The organism is Psychrobacter jeotgali (genome assembly GCF_904846315.1).
Classification (GTDB): Bacteria; Pseudomonadota; Gammaproteobacteria; order Pseudomonadales; family Moraxellaceae; genus Psychrobacter; species Psychrobacter jeotgali.
Map to the genome: position 1 here is coordinate 1,274,787 of NZ_CAJHAF010000001.1, position 18,455 is coordinate 1,293,241.

Below are 18,455 nucleotides of genomic sequence, written 5' to 3' on the forward strand. Positions count from 1 at the left end.
TTACTATTAGCAGTTAATATCGCATAAAAAACGCCTTTATCTAAAAGGCGTTTTTTATAGCAGTGAACTTAGAACTGCCAACTGTAGACCACGTCGGCGGCATTCTCGGCAGCAGATGTCGCTTCAATATAGAGCCGGCGAGTTAGCTGATAACGAATAGATAAACTATCCTCGGCATTAAATACGCCTACTCCGTAACGAATATATAGGTCAGGCGTAATATATCCGGTCACGTTAACGTTAGTATCTTCGCTATTACCAGAAGCGTCCACGGTTAGGCTTTGCAAGCCAAAAGCTTCTCCAATTTGATTGGTCAAGCTACGAGTACCGCTCAAACCAAAGTTAAGTCCAGCGGCCGCTAAGTTGTTAGTAACCTGGGATTTAAAACCTTGCTCACTCACCTGGGTCGCACTGCCATTATTAAGACGGCCAGTAACTAGCGCATTCATAGCTTGCTGCTGAGTCAGTCCTGCATTATTGAATACTACAATGTTCGGATTCTCAGTATCGCCCGTCACTCGTAAACCGACTGTTTTACCATCAATAGTTTTGACCGCTTCGATACTTAGATCGGGCTTCATAACGTCACCATTGAAACGTATCTGACCGTAATTTAACTCCAGACTCTGTCCAAACGCATCGATATTAGTACGACGTGCTACTTGAATCACTCCTTTGGCACGCATTACCCCTTGACCATTTTGATTAATATTTAGAGCCCCTGCTAAAGGAATTACTGCGCCAAAGCCGCGGAAATTGATATCATTACCTAAGTCGATACCAATATCCGCATTGATAGACCAAGGTCTTGATATGGCTAGTACTTCGTCAATATTCCCAATCAAACGTCTATCAATCACTACCGCATCTTGAGTTTGAGTAATAACGTCTTCACTAGCTTCTGGCGGACGAATGGTGGCTGTTGGCACACTAATGGCCCCTTCAATATTGACATAACGGTCATTTGGTCGCACGATAATATCAATATCAGGATTAATGGTGGCAGTCAATAATGGTGGCTGCGTTAATACCAAACGCTCGCCCACAATACTAAACTTGGCTTGTAAGTCTTGCTGCCAATTGACGCTACCGGTCAAGTCAGCTGTGCCAGTTCCACTATTAAAAGTGCCGTCAATAGTCGCTTGAGTACCGCGAATTTTGGCATCAACATTAATATTGGTGAAGTTAACCGGTAAATCTAATATGGCCACCCTGCCGTTAACAAGCTCCACGTCACCATAAAACTGCGGCTTGGTTAAAGTACCCCCCAGACCACCTGCCATAGTAATATTGCCCTCAAGGGCCCGCATACCTGGGAAAAAAGGTTTAAAGATAGCTAAGTTCAGCTCATTAAGTACTAGCGCCCCCGATATCGGTTTGGGGGTCTTGTAGGGATCAACAACGACTTCAGCATAACCGCGGGCATCTCGGCCGGTATCAATATCTGTACGCAACTTAAGGCCTTCGGGGACTGACATCGCAATCAGTGATACCCGCTTGTAAGGTAGGCTTACTGGTGCAGTATCACCATCCTGTATCAGCCCAATTTTGCCATTGTCCGAATACAAAGTCGTATTGATAGTAGGCGGTTTGCCGCGCTGCCAGCCTATGATTGCTTTACCATTGATCTTGGCTTGCCAATCAATATCATTGGGCAAAAATACTGAAAGTAGTGAGGTGTCTACTGCTTGTAGGGCTAAATTGACTTGCCCAGAAGCAGCTGAAGCAATTAGATTTTCACGCAGACATAGCTTGCCTGTCTGGTCAGCCGCTTGCCAACAATGAGCGGCTAGCTGAACTTTTAAATCACTACTATTAGCGTTCTGCGTTTGCGGCAGATCAACAATGAGCTGCGCAGGCTGTAACTGATTTAAGGTAGCATATTGAGATTTAACCCGACCTTTTCCGATAGAGCCTGACCAACTAAGCTGATCTCGATTAAAGCCCCCTTTGAGCCTTGCTGAGATATCAAGCTGTTCATTGGCTACCGCAATATTCAACACATGAGCTTGCTCAGTACCATTAAATGAAGCATTAACACGCTCAAAGCTCTGTCCTGCTGCATCTAACCCTTCAGCACTGATGATTAGCTGGCTGGGGCTATTAGCTAAATTGACCACCTTACCGCGTATTCGCCCTTGACGTAAAATGAATCCAAGTAATGCAATGCGTTCACCGACCAAATCGATATAAATAGTTGGCAATGACTGCCCTGCTGGCTGCGATAAGGTGGCACCGCCTGTCACTTTACCCGCTAGATTATCTGAAAGTTGATCGAGACTGGTAATATTCACTTTTGCTTGTAGCTGTTTAGCATTGCCATTAGCAGTTAAATAGTTATCACCCCAGCGTATGACTAGATTATTAGCATTTAGGCTTTCGATAAGTGCATTAACCTGCTGATATTGCGCTTCAGCGTCTTGGGACTGCAAACGTTTAAAATAGCTAGCCAAATCTTTAGGTAGATTTAGTTTAGCAGTCAAACTGCCTTTGGCACTCAAAGGCTGACCTTTTAAATCGCCCTTTAGATTGATTTGTTTCAAATTGATAATTTGCTGGGTCTCAGTCCAGCGTCCATCAGTATCGATAGTACCAGTAATAACACTTGGCGTATCTTTGATAAAGTACCCTAAATTAAAGCGATCCATAACGGCGCTAATATCCCATGCAATACCTCGGCGTACATCAACGGTACCTTTAGCATCGATGCTGCCCGCAGCCCCTACATGACGAAAGCGCTGCACTCGAATCAATTGTGCATCACCACTAGCATCAATAGTAAGCCTACCCGCAGGCAGCTGCTCAGCATCAAGAACACCATCAAAATTAACCGCAAAGCGCTGCAGGATGCCACTAGCATTAGGACTATTCTTGGGAGCTGGTTGCCATTGACCACTAGTGTTTAAATCACCAGTAATAATGGCGGGGTTGTCGGGTAAGAAATAACCCAGATCAAACTTATCAAAGCGACCAGTGACCGTCCAACCTATGTCTTTACGTAGGTCAATCACCCCTTTAACATCGACAGCGCCGGCTTCGCCTGCATAGTTCAATTGGCGTACATTGATCAGTTTTGGGGTGCCAGCGGCATTAATCGACAATCGGCCGTCCGGCACATCTTTGGTATCGACTCGGCCATTAAAACGGGCATCAAATACCGATAACTCGCCTCCAATCATATCGACGCTCGCATCACCACTACCGGTAATGCCGATAGCACGATCCGCTTGCGTGGCATCAAGCTGAGCTTGCAAGTCCGTATTATTGATTGTAATAATATGACGCTGACCTTTTATACCATTTTTGCTGATATTAAGTAGACGGCCGCGCCCACTAATCTGCCCAGTCAAACGCTCAAGCGGCAGATCACTACGATATTGTTTGGGCAATAGACCATTGGTACGCGCATCTATTTGCCACGTAAGTGGGCGCTGCTTAGTAGCCAGCTGTATTTGACCACTGCCTATTAAATCGCCCACTACCCCTTTGTAATTCAAACGATTGATATTAATAAGATTATTGACTTTACGTAAGCGCACATCGTAATTACCCTTTGGTGCTGCATTGAGCTCGTTGATCAGCGCATTGGCATCAACGGACAGACGTGAACCACGTACAATCACATCAGCTTGCCCGCGAGGGCTATCGATATTACCGATATTGGGCACATTGCGACGAGTCAGATTCTGCCATTTAGCATCAATATACCAAGGTGCCGCTTGGCTTGATTTTGGAGAGGTCTTGCCGCGCATGATATTAGCGTTTACATGCTCGCCATCACGTTGACGCAAATCAGCATCCATTTGCAAATTGCCGGCGCTATTTTTTTGCTGATAATGAAATGAGAGTCGGCCATTAAGCTTCTCCGGCGCATAAGCCTTGTAATCATCGTATTGATTAGGAATAGCACGGCGGATATCAAAATTAGTCCCTACGGCTCGCACCTTTGCATCAAAACTGTCTTGCCAATCGAGGATACCTTGCAGTAGCAGGTCGCCTGCAGGGACGTTAGCCTCTAAGCGATCAATACGTAGCTGACTGTTGGCAATAATCCCGCGCCCTTGATAATGTCCTGAAGGAATATCTTTGGCAGTAAGCTCGGCATTAATACGTAGACGAATCTCAGATATCACCCCAGTAGCAGTAGCTATACCGTCTTTTAGATGAATGTTTTGGGCATCGGCATACGGAATGAGCACATCGTCCCACTCAAGCTTGGCTCTGAACGGCGCATTATCATCCAGTCCTTGTACGACAAACTCGCCACGCACATCACCTTCGTTATAACGGCTACTTACTTTGCCTACAGTACGTTTGAGGCTACCGGTTGCGTTAACATCAAGCGGATCTATATAAGCCTTTTCTAAAGCGCTGACTTCAACAATAGCTGAAGCGTCTAATGGATAGTCACCTTGTAAATCAATTTCTCCTTTGAGCGCACTCACCTTTACGATATCGGCATAACGCAAACTGCCCCGGCCAACCGTTACTAAGCTGCCTACCCAAGTCAAATCACGAGCAGCAATATTATGAATGATGACAGGCTCTTTGGTTACCTGCTTATAAACGATGGTTTTTATTTTTGCTTGATCAAAACGTAGATTAATAGGTAGTTTGAGGGTTCTGTAATCAAACGGCTCACCTGTAGGTGGTTTTTTATTGATAATTTCAATGCGCTGGATATCAGCATCACGTAAGTGTACTTCTTTAGAGAATATGGCCCGCCAGCCTATTTTGACATAAGCCTTATCAACCAGTATTTCAAGATCTTGGTTGGCTTCTATATCAATATCAGTGACCCAGATTCCATCACGTAAATTACCGTCACCATACTTAAACTCGATCCCGGTCTCCGCACTTATCTTTTCTAATAAGAACTTGGTGCCTGATTCTGTACCGGCCATATAAAAGAATATCGCAAACATAATCAGTAATACGACAACCACGAATATCAGTAGCTTGAATAAAAAAGACAGCGGATACCAGCGGCGTACCCGCTGGGCATCTCTTTGTGCTGGATCTTCATCCGATGGATCTTGAGGAGGCGGGGTATTATTAGTCAACATGACACTCAATTACATTTAGAAAAGACAAGCACCAAAAAGCAAAGTGCAGTTTATTTATAACGGCGAACCAATAAAGAAGTGCAGTCTAACCGGAATACTGTCCTCTGTCACGCCAGCAGCAACATCGACGCGTACCACGCCCACAGGCGAAGCCCAGCGAATACCCACTCCCACACCAACCTTAGTTTCGGTATCAAAGTTTTTATCATAAGCATTACCGACGTCAGTAAATAGCGCCCCACGAAAACCCGGACGGAACTCATAGTTATACTCGGCACTACCTACTGCCAGCACTTGTCCGCCCGTTAGATAGCCCTTTTCTAAGGGAGAGAGACTTTCATAATCATAGCCGCGGATACTTTGGTCACCACCTGCAAAAAAGCGCAGTTTATAAGGGACTTCATAGAAATCATCGGCCCAAATATAACCTGTATTAAAGCGCCCAAGAACCTGATGTTTATTATCTTCACCAAAGCTATAGATACCACTGATCCCAGCATGAATGATAGCCATATCAGTATCACTAAGCACTTGCTCTGAGCCCACTTCGACCCCGTAATACTGACGCATACCGCGAGTGGGATTAATAGCATTATCAGTATCGGTCTTACTTACACCATAACCGAAGAGTAGCGCTTTTTGTTGAGGCTTTCCTGAAGTAAACTCTACTGGTAAGTCCTCTAAAGCCGCTTCATCGACGCCTGTTTCAAGCTCATCTACGCGGGCGCGCACGAAGTAGCTACGATCCCAGCCGCTTTCTTTACGAATATTACGAGCCAGCGCCGCTTTTAAAGTTTTAGTCGATAAATCAAAGTTACCTTCACCTTGATCAATCACCTCTTCCTCATAAGTCAAACGGGTCTCTAATTTATCATTAAGGGGATGCTTCCATGGTCTACTACCATAAACCGTCGCATTTTTTCTAATTCTTGATAACTCTACCTCAGCACCGGCTTGATAACCTTTTTTGTTGATCAAGTTATAATCAATTCGACCAGTGACACGGATATCAGTGTCGGTGCCATAACCGATACCAACCTGAGCATCGCGGGGCTTGTCGGCGCCAATATAAACGTATAACGGTACTTTTTTGCTCTCTTGAACCTGTTCAGGGGTTTTGCGGCCTGCCAGTGTGGGTGGCACAAAGTCCTCATCAGCAGTGATAGGCTCGTCGTCAGGGAATATCTTTTTGGCAACATTACTAATGGAGTTACTAATCTTACCTAAAATACTGTCAACTTCTTCAGTCTGCTCATCGAGTACCCGATTGTTTGGTAAACGGCTTAAACGTTCCGCTTTCTGTTTAATAGCCGCTAGTTTTTCGCTGGTCTCTTCATCAACTGTAAATTCAATCGGTGCTACATCCTCTGCATCAGTATTATCTACAGTGACATTATTTTCATCCGGTTCACTATCTGGCTCATTACTCTGGTTATTATTATCAGCAGTGATAGACTCTGCCTGTTGAGACTCACCGATTGGCCTATTATCTTGCGCACCATTCTCATTAACATCGTCATCTATAGTACTGCCATCTTCAGCGGTAGGCGGGGCATTATCAAACGCTAAAGTTCCTCTTTCATTGCTCTCATCGGGCGGCAAAACCGCCTCAACGTTGACTATATTAAAATAGCGCGTTGCTGATAGACTATTACTAAACTTGGTAATAGCAGGCCGATAAAAAGGATCGCCAGCATCAAAATCAAACAGTTGTTTTAATAAAGACATCTCGACTGGCAGCTTTTCAGGATCTCGGGTAAGCGTGCCTGTATCCTCGTCATAAGTAAAGAAGACCACGTCATCAAAGTCGTAACGCTCTCCAGTCTCGTAAACTAAGGAGATATCAGCGGTATTGTCCGGTAAAATAATATCGACTGATTTATCTAACCAATACTGATCAAAGTAACCATAGGTGTTACTTAAGGCTTCTAATGCCGCCTTGCTATTCTTATAGACTCGATGATTAAAAATCTCATCCTCTTTGGGTGGTAGACTGGCTTCAAGCTCTTGGAATTCAGCTTGTTCACTACCTTCGCCGCGGACATTCACAAATCGGCTCTCAACTCGTACAGGCTCACCGAGCTTCTCAATAATGACATCAATAGAGTCAGCATTAGGCTGACGCAGACGTAGCGTCACATCATAATAACCAACGGCGCGGGCTGCATCTAATGCCGTTTGGCGCAGACGTGGTAGCGCTGCAGTAAAATCAACCACCGACTCAACGCTAATATCATCGAGCGCCGCTTTTATATTATTAATCGGTTGAATGTCTTTATCAGCTTTAACGAGTTGCGGTCTTAGACTAGGGTCAATACTAGCCGCATTACCGCTACCCTGTTGGAGATAAACTGTGGTATCAATACGTGGTAGCGCGGCCTCACCCCCATTAAAAAACCTATTATATAAACGCTTAAAAATACCACCGTTATTACGAGCCTTAGGCTTATCAGTAGAGGCCTGCGCCATACCACTAGCAAGCGCTTGGGTTTCAGTTGAGGCCTCATAGTCCGGTAAATAATCATCTGGATTTAAATCGTTGGCCTGCGCACTACTTTTGTCTATCTCACTCTCAGTTGGCGCTCTACCAGCACTAACCTGTGCTCTGATTTCGTCCGCATTGTCATCCCTACCAGTTACAGTATCACGCTCCTGCTGGGCTAGAACTTGCGAGGGATCTTGTTGGCTACTACTCACTCCACTACTGACAGCATCACTCACCTGAATCGGCCGCGATGTAGGTTCATCTTCAACAACGTTGGTGTTCGTTTGAGCGTTTTCACTTTGATTACGTCCTAACGTATCAAGGTTAGTCGGCGCTGGTAAATTCGCCGCATCTAGACTAGTGTCTAACCCAATAGGAGCCTGTTGACTATCCAAAGTGGCAATCGGGTTGTCAAAATCAGCTGAATCGCCTTCTAGACTTTCTTCATTATTAAAAATAGCAAGCTCACGTTCAATCTGTTCAGGCGTCATCATCTGATACCCTTGCTGCTGCAAAGTTAATGCTTGCTGCAAAGAATCATCAGGCAAACGATTACTATCTACATCACTGCTACTAGAAGTATAGTTAGACTCTTCGAATTTATCGTTATACGTATCGGCATTTTTTGCAGGCTCTTGATTAGATTTATCTGCATCTTTTTGGTTGTAGCTTTCCCACACTGATGGGTCAATCAATCCTTGTTCAATCGCTTTTTTGAAACGCAGCGCCTCTAACGCTGCCTCCATTTGCTGGTCAGATTGATTATCATTATTAGTGTTATTGGCAATCTGGCGTTGAGATAAGTTACTAGACGCACTTTCAGCAGCTAAAGTGGGCGTGATACCCAGTCCAAATAAGGTACTGGCTATAGCAGTACAAAGTGCAGAACGTGCAAAATAGGTACGAGCATGAGACGATGAGTATGAAGCAGCTACAGGCAGCTTATTTGTAGGGCAATCTCGCCATTCTCGATGAGGCAACTGACAACCTTTGTTTGGTTGTGACTGACACGCTACAGCAGGCGATTGCTGTGATGAATTTGATGTCTGGTAGCTCATGGTCATTTATACTTTATCCCCTCACACGGTAGCAACATGCTTATTACTGCTCGAGTTATCTTTGCCATCACTTTAATTTACCGGTGAATATACTGGTTAATACTCGACTGATATTTATGCTGATTAGTCGTAAAATTTACAAATCATAACTGAGTTAATTATAGATTCATAGCATTTGGCGCATGTATTTGTGACACAGCCTTGCTATTATACGGCCTAACAATCATCAATACTATCGAAAAACCCTCTTATATTTAGATAAGTTTTTGATAGTATTGATGATTATCAGATCAAGAGTATGATATAAAGCTTTATGGCTTATCAACGGTTACCGATCTCTGTCAACTTCAAACGTAGCCCGCCGCTTGTAGGAGCTCACATGGCAAACCAGTTTCAATTATTTAAGCGTCGACGCTTTAGCGCTATGTTTTTTACCCAGTTTTTGGGTGCGTTCAATGACAATATTTTTAAGCAAGCGCTTATATTGGTTTTGACTTATACCGCTGCCAGCCAAATAGGTATCGAGGTTAGCATCCTAAACAACTTGGCTGCTATGCTATTCATTTTGCCCTATTTTTTATTTTCAGCTTTAGCAGGACAAATTGCCGACAAGTTCGAAAAATCCCAATTGACACGCTTTATTAAACTGCTAGAGCTGGTGATTATGATCATTGCGGCAGTAGGCTTTGTGTTTGAATGGTATACCTTGCTATTTGTCGCTTTGTTTTTGATGGGAACCCACTCTACCTTTTTTGGGCCTATTAAATACGCTTATCTACCTCAGGCTATGAGAGAGGATGAGCTGGTAGGAGCTAATGGTCTATTTCAAATGGGTACTTCGCTAGCCATTTTACTGGGAATGATCATCGCAGGGGTGTTGACCCAATTGCCGCAGTCGCTATATTGGATCAGTGCTTCGGTACTAATTGTCGCTATCTTGGGATATTTGTCGGCACGATTTATACCCAATATGCCCGCCATGCAGCCTAACCTAAATATTAATTGGAATATTTTTACTACTAGCATGGCCACGGTACGCTATTTGTACTCCTTACCTTTTTTATTTTTTATCGTGCTAGGTAATAGCTGGTTTTGGTTTTATGGGGCAACGTTTTTAACCCAAACCCCAGAGTTTAGTAAAGTCATTTTACAAGGTGATGAATCAGTGGTTATTTTCCTACTGACTTTGTTCTCAGTCGGGGTGTCGATCGGCTCTTTATTATGCAAAAGCTTGACCAAAAATCAGGTGAGTTTACGCCTATTACCCTTTGGTATTGCAGGTCTGAGTATCTTTGCCATTGACTTATACTTTTCGCTCTCAGGGTTAAACATCAATCTTGATACTGATACCTTGATGGGTATCGGTGAGCTATTTAGCATTCGTGGTAGCTGGCGGGTGTTTTTTGATTTGTTCTTTTTAGGGTTTAGCGGTGGCCTGTATATCGTACCGTTATATGCGTCTATGCAAGCTTATGCGCCTAAAAGTCATCGCGCACGTATTGTTGGCGCTAACAATATTTTCAATGCTATATTTATGGTCACCTCAGCCATCTTCGCTATCTTAATGCTGAACGCCTTAAAGTTAAGCTTACCGCAATTGTTTTTGGTTACCGGTGTGCTCAATATTTTATTTGGGTTATTTTTATATCTAAAGCTCAATAAACATATCAAACAAGCCGTCATTCAAACTCGTGATGAGCCTATTAATTAAAATAAAGAGTCTAAAAATAAAAGTACTGACCGACCCCTTATAGTAATAAATTGCCTTATAGCATACAATCGATGAGGTATAAGTAAATCGTAGTATTAATCCCCCTGCATTAGATAACATTTGCGTTAAATGACATTGTTCTAGGAGTTAATTATGGCACTACAACCCTTATCCAAGATTGACCATTTACTACTCGGTGTCGATAAAGCACTGCGAGCGGTGGTTCCTCACTCAAATCCCAGCACTCGCCCCTTACCGGTCAGCGATGATAAGATTCCTGAATTGAGTATCACTGAATCTCGCCATGTTGCAGGGCTGATGCGTATTAATCATACTGGCGAGGTTTGCGCTCAGGGTCTCTATCACGGCCAAGCCCTTACTGCAAAAAATGACGATGTAAGACAAGCCATGCAGCAATCTGCAGAAGAAGAAGTGGATCATCTGGTTTGGTGTGAGACTCGCCTTGATGAGCTGGGCAGCCATCCTAGTATCTTTACCCCACTGTGGTATGGCATGTCTTTTGCTCTAGGCGCAGTAGCAGGCGCAATCTCTAACGAGTTTAGTTTGGGATTCGTCGCCGAAACAGAAGCGCAAGTCAGTGAGCATCTACAAGACCATATCGGTCAATTGCCAGCACAAGATAAACGCTCCAAAGAAATACTGGCACAAATGGATATTGAAGAGCTGCACCATCGTAAGTTGGCGTTAGAAAACGGAGGCGCAGCACTCTCGCCATTAGTACGTCATACCATGCGCTGGATGGCCAATCGCATGAAAGCTACCGCTTACCATTTATAATTAAAAACATAAGTAGTCGGTATTAGAGTAGGTTTAACATTTGACTAAATGATAGCTAAGCGTAGTACTTTTAACAATCCAACTATTGAGCACTCTTATATTAGTTTGCTACGGTATAGCTACTTTTGGGATTGGTTTTGTGCTTAGCGGTTACGTTACTGCTATCTTTTTACAGCCTACAACCCGCTTCTTTTATTTATAAAAAATATTCGCTATAGACAGATATAAGGTGCTTTATTTTATGAACCACTCAATCAGTTATAAATTTGCCGCTTTAGCAGCAGCAAGTACTATGATGCTAGCCACTTCGGCTATAGCAGCAACGGATACTACGGCTAGCCCTGATACCACTACCGCTAGTGCGCCAAGTGCTATTGATTCAAGCCAGCGTGTCATTCGCCGAGCTCAGCCAAGAACTGGTGCCAGTGCTGATACAGCCAATACCGACACCACTCGTGCAAGTACTGCTACGGCACAGTCCACGCCAGCCAATGTTAGACCGGCGGTATCCTCTGCAGCAGTTAATACCTCTCCCATTGAATCGACTCCAATCACCACCACCCGTGTTTATGAACGTGGTCCTGTTGTAGATACTGGGGTTGATATCAGTCAAGGTCAGCTTGCGAATGTGCCTACTCCGCAGCTCAGCGTCTCTGATGTAACTTTTGTGCCGACCATCGTGATTAATCAGACCAAAGGACCTAACTCTGATCAGCTCGATGTCAGTCTGTTGGATGATTTTATTGAGGATGTTTCACCAAACGTCCGTCACTATCCGCCAAACTTTCCTAACCGCTCTCAGCGTCACTATACTCGTGAAAAAATTAAGATTTTGACCAAATGGATTGAGCCTTATGCCAGTGCGCCAAACGCTTCTTTTGATGTGTTAGTCCGAGCAGCTAAGCTTAATGGTATGGGTCGTAACTTGGATTTAGGCTCAGACTTTGCGGTACGTGCGGGACAATATATCGATCGTGCGATAAAAACTGATCCTGACAGCGGTGAAGCCAACTTTTTATATGGCATGATGCTCTCAGAAGGCGGCGGCTTTAAAGAAGGTGAAAAATACTTGACCCGCGCCGTAGCCTTGGGCTATACCGAAGCTGAGCAAAGCTTGGCACAGTCAGATCTATTGAGCGATCGCCGTAGCGAGGCTTTAGATCGTCTACGTCGTCTACAGCAAAGAGCCCCAAATGATGCTATTATTCGTCAGCAAATAAAACTAATCGAAGATGGCAAGTATTATATTTGGGATATTCCAGCTCCTGACATTAATGTCAAACCAACCATCTAATTCTAGTATCAGATAGGCAGTGGCTTGATTAAAACTTTTATTAATTGATAAAAAGCTTCAAGTCAATTGCCATCACTTAACTCAATAGATTCTAGAAAAAGCGTGCGCTTTTTATTGATATAGTCAATAATAAAGCGCACGCTTTTTGCGTTAGTTTAGCATTAGCGCTGTTTGTTAATTTTATTGACTGGCTCTTGAAAGCCTGCCATATAGCTTTGTTTAATTAAAATAATTAAGGCCTTTTATTATGTATGCTAGCCTTGTCGCAACTACTCCGATGCCACGCCGTAAGCTAACAATACTAAACTTAGCACTGATAGTAGGAGTTATATTGTTACCTGCTTGTAGCACGGTCTCAGTCAGCCAGTTGTCACCAGAAAAGGCTATTAGCTTGCAGCGTGGCAATCTGGTGTCAAGTAACAAGCTCAGTAGTAATACCGCCTCAAGTTTACTTTCTGCTGGGCTTAATCAGCAAGCCTGCATGCAACATTTCGATCTATGTTTAGAGCAATTAAGCGACAGTATACTAGATAGCAAATATCGTCCCCGACTGGCCGCTTTTGCTGAGCTCCATTATGGTAAAGCGCTTCAGCTAGCGGATTCGCAAGACTGCCGTAATGCGCTGGCGCGGCCACCGATAGATCCTTATTATGCTAACGCTCCCTTGAGCCCTGAACAAGAAACTACGCAGAAAAAAAATACCGCTACTTGTCTCAACACCTATCAGGAAAGGCTTTTTGATGCGGTAAAACTCAGCTATGCTTATCTGTTTTATGATCAGTTAGACCATGATTTCGCCGATGCTGATAATGAACTAGCTCAATCAGTAGAATATCACCGTATTCCAAACGATATCGATATCCAGACTCAAGATATCTATAATGCCGCTAGTAATGATATTATTACCCGGTTGTATAAATCTAGAGACAACTTGCATGAGTTGATAGAGGATGCTGATGTAAAATACTTACCCATTATAAGTGCGGCAGCCGATACGAATAGATCTGCTACCATATCCAATCAAGCACCGCTCAAAGGAGATTTAACCGATCAAGTCAAAGTCATGACTATGAATTTAAATAATTATGATTTAAATGTCTATCTGCCTAATGAAAACAACTATCTACAAAATGCTCGTGACCAAAAATCTGCCTTGGCAGACCTAACCTCCACTTATGAGATGCGACTCTCAGGACTTAATACTATCAGTCAGCGTCCCGGTCTAGGCGTCAAATTGGTCGCTTCGCTAGATGACCGATATACCACTACAGTCCGTCAATTACTTGCCTCTTCCTTATCTGGTAGGTTGACCAAAGATGAAAGTCAACTTAGCCCCGAGGGTCATATAGATGATAGCACCCCAACCTCTCGTATTTACCCTACAGGTCACTTATTAATTACTGGTCTCATCAAGCCTACTGGGAAAGGTGTCCTTGAAGTACTAAACAGCAAGCAGCTCAATATCCACCTTTACAACCCTTATCGTACCAACAGCGTACCTATATTAGACGATGACTATCCACTCGCAGCTAACTTTTCGGCAGGTTACGGTCTATGGTTGGCAGAAAATCAGCTCAGTGGTGTGGGCTATCTCAATCTGCTAGCTCGCAAGCAAGAAGCGAATTTGCCCAAATTATTTATGTTAGAGCCCTATGATCCCGATAAACGGGTGCTTATTATGATTCATGGCTTAGCTTCCAGCCCTGCTACTTGGGTTAACTTAACCAACGATATCTTAAGTGATGACAAACTGCGTGAGAACTACCAAGTTTGGCAAATATTCTATCCTACTAATTTACCTATATTAGAAAACCGCTACGAGATTCAAAAGCTGCTGACTACTGCATATCAGCAAACCGATCCTCAAGGACAGAATCGAGCCAGTAGCAATAGCGTTATTATCGGCCATAGCATGGGAGCGGTCATAGCTCGTATGATGCTCTCAGACGACAATTTAGAAGATGATATAGAAAGACTTGATGAGCAGAATTTACTTTCCTATAGCGAGAAAAAGCAAATCATTGACGTACTCAAGCAAGCTTTTGGGGAAGAAAAGCTAAACAACCGTTTTGAGCTCCAAACTTTACCGCAAGTTGATACTGCTGTATTTTTATCCGCACCCTTTCGAGGTACCGACTACGCTGATCGCTGGTTTACACGTGCGCTGCGCCGCATCATTCATATTCCTGTAGGTTTGGTAAAAACAGTCACCGATAACTTAGCCACTATCTTTACTCAGGGCGATTTGACACAGAACCCTTTGGGAGCACTATACCTAGAAAACGGTGCCAGCCAGCTCAGTGACAAATCCTCATTTATTCAATTGACTAAAGATATCAATATAAATGAACGCATTACTTATCATTCGATCATTGCCAGCAATGATGATGATATCACCAGAGGTCTAGCACAGATGCAACCAGGCGGCGGCAAAATTGATTTATCACAAGCGCCGCAAAAAGATGATAATAATAGTGCTAACTCAACACCGAGACAATCAGACCGTACAAACTCAGTACAGCGACAACCACTAGTTGCTGCGGTTACAGTCAATGAGGATATCAGCCAAGCACTCACTGAACGTCTATCCGATGGTATTGTCCCCTATACTAGTGCTCATCTCGACGGTGCCGCATCTGAAACTATTATCAGTGGCGGTCATAGTGTTCAAGAGAACCCACAAACTATCCTAACCTTACGGCGAATTTTACGTCAACAATTGCAGCAATAAACCCTCTCAAACATTCAATACTTGTGCCTATATTTGCACTTAAGCTTAGTATCTAATCCTATCTTAGATGTGTTTTCACACTTAAGATAGGATACCCGCCCTATGTAAAACCAAATATTGTCCGTTAATTTATGTTGGCTATATTTATTTTCAAGATATAACTTATGACTACTACGTAGTTGCGAGAATGAGTTATTTCTTGCGTGTCATGAAGCATAAGCGCATAATAAATCCATAAAAAAATACAGTAACACCTTGATTTGACGAGTAAATACCCCTTTAGCCTATAAGGTTATAAGTTATTAACTCTGATTAAAAAGTATTATTAATATCATATTTTAAACCTACTTTTTAACTCAATCATATCCATTCATAATAGTTACTGTCCAAAATAAACTCAGGTTTATATCTCAACTTAAAAAACTGACAAACTAATGCAGACCATTATGCAAGCGTATCACGGAAGCTAACGCTACTTTGCTCACAAATAAGGGTAAGCGCTTATGTTCGCTACATTTATAGTCGATCAACTGGATGCGCTGATGCTGGCGCGTATTCAGTTCGCCTTTGTAATCTCATTTCATATTGTTTTTCCCGCATTTTCTATCGGTTTAGCCAGCTTTTTAACTGTACTTGAGTTTCGCTGGCTTAGAACGGGAGAACCTATCTACGCTGAAGTTTATAAGCACTGGGTGAAGATATTCGCTGTAGTCTTTGGCTTAGGCGTGGTATCTGGGGTAGTAATGTCCTACCAGTTCGGCACCAATTGGGCGGTGTTTTCAGACAAAGCCGGCAACGTCTTAGGCCCACTCCTCGCCTACGAAGTATTAACAGCGTTTTTCTTAGAGGCATCATTCTTAGGAATTATGCTATTTGGCTGGGGACGAGTAAGCAAGCGCATGCACTTTGCATCGACCGCCATTGTCGCTATCGGTACGCTAATCTCAGGCTTTTGGATTTTGGCTGCCAATAGTTTTATGCAAACTCCGCAAGGCTTTATGATGGGTGCCGATGGCCTGCTTTATCCCACCAACTGGATTGAGATTATTTTTAATCCCTCATTCCCCTATCGCTACGCCCACATGATGACCGCCGCCTTCTTGACCACAGCTTTTGTCATCGGCGGTATCGGTGCTTACTACCTTCAATCGAAACGTCACACCGAACACCGCCAGCATGGCCGAGTGATGCTAGGTATGGCAATGATCATGGCAATATTCGTCGCCCCGATGCAGGTACTCATTGGTGATATGCATGGTCTAAATACCCTTGAGCATCAGCCAGCCAAGGTAGCAGCAATGGAAGGGCTTTGGGAGGATGAGCGCGGTGCGCCATTAGTACTATTTGCAATTCCAGACCAACAGGCACAAAAAAACCATTACGAGATCAAAATACCTTACGTATCAGGCTTAATCTTAACCCATTCATTAGATGGTGAGGTCAAGGGGCTGAAGAACTGGGCTCCAGAAGACCAACCCTATGTGCCCATCGTATTTTGGTCATTTCGCATCATGGTAGCCATTGGCACGTTAATGGTGTTAGTGGGATTATTTAGTGCCTACAAGTACTTTAAAAAGCAGCAATTTAATCCTGAAAGTAAATGGTTCCACCGAGCATGGATGATGATGACGCCGCTAGGTTTCATTGCGCTCCTCGCAGGTTGGTTTGTTACGGAAACAGGACGTCAACCCTATACGGTTTATGAAGTCATTCGGACAGGGGAAAGCATGTCGCCGCTTGCCGCACAGCAAGTCGCCACCACGCTAATCGGTTTTATTGTGCTGTATATCTTTGTGTTTGGTGCGGGGAGCTTTTATATCTTGCGCTTGATTGCTCAAGGGCCAAAACCGTATGAAGATCCTGCTGATGATAACTTTTATGAGCACTCTATAACTGAGGGTCAAGGACGGACGTTAAGCGGTGACAATAATCCTGCAAAGCATACGAAAGAAGGTCAGTCGCAGGATTTAGACAGTCCAGAAAATGACCAAAATGACGGAGGGCTGCGCTAATGTTTAATTTCGGCGATGTCTTAGATTTACCCCTGATTTGGGGCGGCTTGATCGCTTTATCGGTCTTTATCTATGTTCTGCTCGACGGGTTTGATTTGGGCTGTGGTATTTTATTTCCCTTTGCAGGCTCCGATAAAAACCGTAGCCGTATTATGAACTCTATTGCCCCCTTTTGGGATGGTAATGAGACTTGGTTGGTACTGGGTGGTGGGGGCTTATTCGCCGCCTTTCCAGTAGCTTATGGCATTATTATGACCGGTCTGTATTTGCCGGTAACTTTGATGTTATTTGGTTTGATCATGCGCGGCGTGGCTTTTGAGTTTCGCTTTAAAGCCTCTTCTCGTCGTCATGTATGGGATACCTTCTTTTTTGTTGGATCAATCGTTGCTACCTTTTCACAAGGTATTATGCTGGGCACTTTGATACAAGGGATAGAGGCCAGTAATCGTCTTTATACCGGTGGCCCTTTTGATTGGTTATCTCCTTTTTCCATCATGTGCGGTTTTGCCTTACTGATTGGTTATGCGCTGTTAGGCTCCACCTGGCTTATCATTAAAACTGAGCATAAATTACAAGTGTGGGCACGTAAAGTCTCTAGCTGGATGTTATCGGCGTTGTTATTGGCGATGGTAGTAGTCACGATATCGATGTATTTCTCAGATATTGAGGCGCTGGTAGGCTGGTTCAGCTTCCCTGGACTACTTTATTTGGCACCCATGCCTATTATCGTGCTGTTATTATTCTTTGTGATGCGTAAAGACTTAAACACCGAGCGTGAGTATCGTCCTTTTTTATTGACTGTCGCTTTGTTTTTGATGGGATATATTGGGGTTTGTTTTGCGATATTCCCTTATATCGTACCGTATCAGATGACTATTTATGAAGCGGCCGCCGCTGATACTTCTTTATCCTTTATGTTGATTGGTGCGCTGATTATGCTGCCGATTATCTTAAGTTATACCGCTTTTGCTTATTACACCTTTAAAGGTAAGTCTGATCATAATCCTATGTATTAAAAGAGATATAAATCAGCTTTATTTCAGAAAATATATGAGATATAGGCGGTGATAATAGCGGATGAGGAGCTAACGAGGAAGTTTTATGAAAAAGCTCAGTAAAAAACAATCTCAGTGGGCTTGGTTTATAGGCTTGTATCTAGCGGGTTTGTTGGTGATATTTACTATTGCCCAATTGATCAAGCTAGCCATGGGCGTGTAATTTTATCGCTATAATCTTGGTAATAAAAACAGCGCCGTGCTAAATCATAAGCACAGCGCTCTTTTTGTCAAAAACTTTGGTT

At 43.5% G+C, this 18,455-nt stretch carries 9 protein-coding genes; 7 read left to right on the forward strand and 2 right to left on the reverse strand.

Features of this window, described 5'->3' with window-relative positions:
* Positions 1–68: 68 nt before the first annotated feature.
* Entirely contained in the window at positions 69–5,066 is a 4,998-nt protein-coding gene (locus JMX18_RS05100) for a translocation/assembly module TamB domain-containing protein (protein ID WP_201585217.1), read from the reverse strand.
* Positions 5,067–5,120: 54 nt separating this feature from the next.
* The gene (locus JMX18_RS05105) at positions 5,121–8,609 is read right to left on the reverse strand and encodes an autotransporter assembly complex protein TamA (RefSeq protein ID WP_201585225.1); all 3,489 of its coding nucleotides are present in this window, start codon (positions 8,607–8,609) and stop codon (positions 5,121–5,123) included.
* 379 nt (positions 8,610–8,988) lie between these two features.
* On the opposite strand from JMX18_RS05105, the gene JMX18_RS05110 reads away from it, so the two are divergent.
* From JMX18_RS05110 to JMX18_RS13320, 7 genes are all read left to right on the forward strand, one after another.
* Positions 8,989–10,320, forward strand: a complete 1,332-nt coding sequence (locus JMX18_RS05110) for an MFS transporter (protein ID WP_201585227.1) — start codon at positions 8,989–8,991, stop codon at positions 10,318–10,320.
* 153 nt (positions 10,321–10,473) lie between these two features.
* Positions 10,474–11,118, forward strand: a complete 645-nt coding sequence (gene coq7, locus JMX18_RS05115; RefSeq protein ID WP_201585236.1) for a 2-polyprenyl-3-methyl-6-methoxy-1,4-benzoquinone monooxygenase — start codon at positions 10,474–10,476, stop codon at positions 11,116–11,118.
* A gap of 241 nt (positions 11,119–11,359) precedes the next feature.
* A complete protein-coding gene (locus JMX18_RS05120; RefSeq protein ID WP_201585238.1) occupies positions 11,360–12,412 on the forward strand; it encodes a hypothetical protein in 1,053 nt (350 codons plus the stop codon).
* 247 nt (positions 12,413–12,659) lie between these two features.
* Positions 12,660–15,143 carry an esterase/lipase family protein gene (locus JMX18_RS05125; RefSeq protein ID WP_227674566.1) on the forward strand — a complete coding sequence of 828 codons (2,484 nt, stop codon included), beginning with the start codon at positions 12,660–12,662 and terminating at the stop codon, positions 15,141–15,143.
* A gap of 503 nt (positions 15,144–15,646) precedes the next feature.
* Positions 15,647–17,155 carry a cytochrome ubiquinol oxidase subunit I gene (locus tag JMX18_RS05130; RefSeq protein WP_201585240.1) on the forward strand — a complete coding sequence of 503 codons (1,509 nt, stop codon included), beginning with the start codon at positions 15,647–15,649 and terminating at the stop codon, positions 17,153–17,155.
* A complete protein-coding gene (gene cydB / locus JMX18_RS05135) occupies positions 17,155–18,171 on the forward strand; it encodes a cytochrome d ubiquinol oxidase subunit II (protein ID WP_201585242.1) in 1,017 nt (338 codons plus the stop codon). Before JMX18_RS05130 ends, cydB begins: the two co-directional genes overlap by 1 nt.
* 85 nt (positions 18,172–18,256) lie before the next feature.
* Positions 18,257–18,373, forward strand: coding sequence for a DUF2474 domain-containing protein (locus JMX18_RS13320; protein ID WP_227674567.1), 117 nt, complete (start codon positions 18,257–18,259; stop codon positions 18,371–18,373).
* Positions 18,374–18,455 lie beyond the last annotated feature (82 nt).